General features: G+C 44.8%; 2 protein-coding genes. Both read right to left on the reverse strand.

All coding sequences use genetic code 11. The annotated features are described in order from the left end of the window. Positions 1 to 1,211, reverse strand: a 1,211-nt coding sequence (locus GMD6S_RS08835) for a glycoside hydrolase family 1 protein (protein WP_000911359.1), incomplete at its 3' end; no start/stop codon positions are given. A 97-nt stretch (positions 1,212 to 1,308) separates the two neighbouring features. Beyond that, on the reverse strand, positions 1,309 to 2,181 hold an 873-nt coding region (locus tag GMD6S_RS08840; RefSeq protein ID WP_000320134.1), incomplete at its 5' end, for a His/Gly/Thr/Pro-type tRNA ligase C-terminal domain-containing protein.

The following is a 2,181-nucleotide window of genomic DNA, read 5'->3' on the forward strand; positions in this document are numbered from 1 at the left end:
CCGTCTTCAATGGCACGGTGAAGTTCACGCAGATGTCCTTTGACAAAGTCGATACGATAGTCATCCTGAATCATGCCATTCACACGGAATTTATCTTCACCTTCAACACCCATGCCATTCTCTGTCAACATCCACTCAATATTGCCATAATTTTCCTTGATATTTTGAGCGATATCATAAATCCCCTGCTCATAGATTTCCCAACCGCGATGAGGATTGATTTTACGGCCCGGCATGATATAAGGCTCATAGAAATGTTCTGGCAAGAGTGGACTGTCTGGATGCTTGGCAAAACGTGGCGCCATAACGCGCAAAGGTTGGTAGTAATTGACTCCAAGAAAGTCCACTGTATGCTCCCGAATGAGTTCTAACTCTTCAACAGTGTACTCTGGCAGCAAATCATGCTCAGACAAGATTTCTACTAATTCTTCTGGATAAGCTCCCAAGACAGACGGGTCTAGGAAAGATTGGGCTTGGAAGAGATCCGCAATGCGCGCAGCCTTGACATCTGCGGTATGCTGACTACGTGGGTAGGCTGGTGTCAAGTTGAGGACAATCCCAATCTTAGAATCAGGCAAAATCTCATGACAAGCCTTAACCGCAAGACTACTAGCCAGTTGCGTATGATAAGCAACCTTAACCGCCGCTTTGGCATCCACCTTGTGAGGATAGTGAGCATCATAAAAATAGCCAAACTCCACAGGGACGATGGGCTCGTTAAAGGTAATCCATTGGTCCACCAAGTCACCGTAAGTCTCAAAACAAAAACGAGCATAGTCTTCGTAAGCCTTAATGGTTGCCTTGTTTTCCCAACCATCCCCATCTTCCTGCAGGGCAAAAGGCAGGTCAAAGTGATAGAGATTGACTAAGAGACGAATGCCCTTGGCCTTAATCGCTTCAAATACCTGACGGTAGAAAGCCACACCTTGAGGATTGACTTTTCCACGACCTTGCGGGAAAATACGAGACCACTGGATAGAAGTACGAAAGGCTGTATGCCCAGTCTCTACCAAAAGCTCAATATCCTTTTCCCAGTTTTCATAGAAGGTCGATGTTTTATCAGATCCAATCCCATTGTAGTAGCGGTTTGGCTCTACTTGATACCAATAATCCCAGAGATTATCTCCTTTACCATCACCTGGCACTCGTCCTTCTGTCTGTGGTCCAGAAGTGGAGGAACCCCAGACAAAATCCTTTGGAAATTTTAGCATAGCTTTACCTCTTCATTTACTCATTTTTCCCATTATACAGAAAAAACAAGGTAAAAACTAGTTACATTTTTGCCTTGTTTTTCTTCTGATTATAGTTTTATTTCTTGCTTAGGATTTCAAGGGTTTCGAGCAAGTTATCTGCGTGAACTTCAATTGTGTCACCAGTCGCCTTGATCTTGACTTCTACGATGCCATCGGCTGCTTTCTTCCCAACAGTGATACGGATTGGCAGACCAATCAAGTCGCTATCGCTAAACTTCACTCCGACACGTTCGTTACGGTCATCTGTCAAGACTTCGTAACCAGCGTCTATCAAGTTGGCTTCCAATTTTTCTGTCAAGGCTTGCGCTTCTTCATCTTTAACATTGACAGTAATCAAATGCACATCAAATGGTGCCAATTCTTTAGGGAAGTTAACTCCCCAAGCGTAACGGAATTCACCTTTAGGCGTTTTATTGACAAAGAGGCGAGCGTGTTGTTCCATAACTGCTGAAAGAAGACGGCTAACACCGATACCGTAACATCCCATGATGATTGGCACAGCACGACCATTTTCATCCAAAACATCTGCACCCATGCTTGCTGAGTAGCGAGTTCCGAGTTTGAAAATATGACCGATCTCAATACCACGCGCGAAGTTAAGAACGCCTTGTCCGTCTGGTGAAATTTCACCCTCACGAACTTCGCGGATATCCACGTATTCTGCAGTGAAATCACGACCTGGGTTCACACCCGTCAAGTGGTAGCCATCTTCGTTGGCCCCCACAACAGCATTGCGAACATCTTGTACCTTACGGTCTGCAATGATTTTCACATTTTCTGGCAAACCAACTGGGCCAAGCGAACCAAAGCCAGCCGATATAACATTTGCTACTTCTTCCTCGCTCGCAACATCAAAGAAATCTGCACCCAAGTGGTTTTTCAACTTAACTTCATTGAGTTGGTCATTTCCAACTAGAAGGGCTGCAAC

The organism is Streptococcus sp. GMD6S, assembly GCF_000297015.1.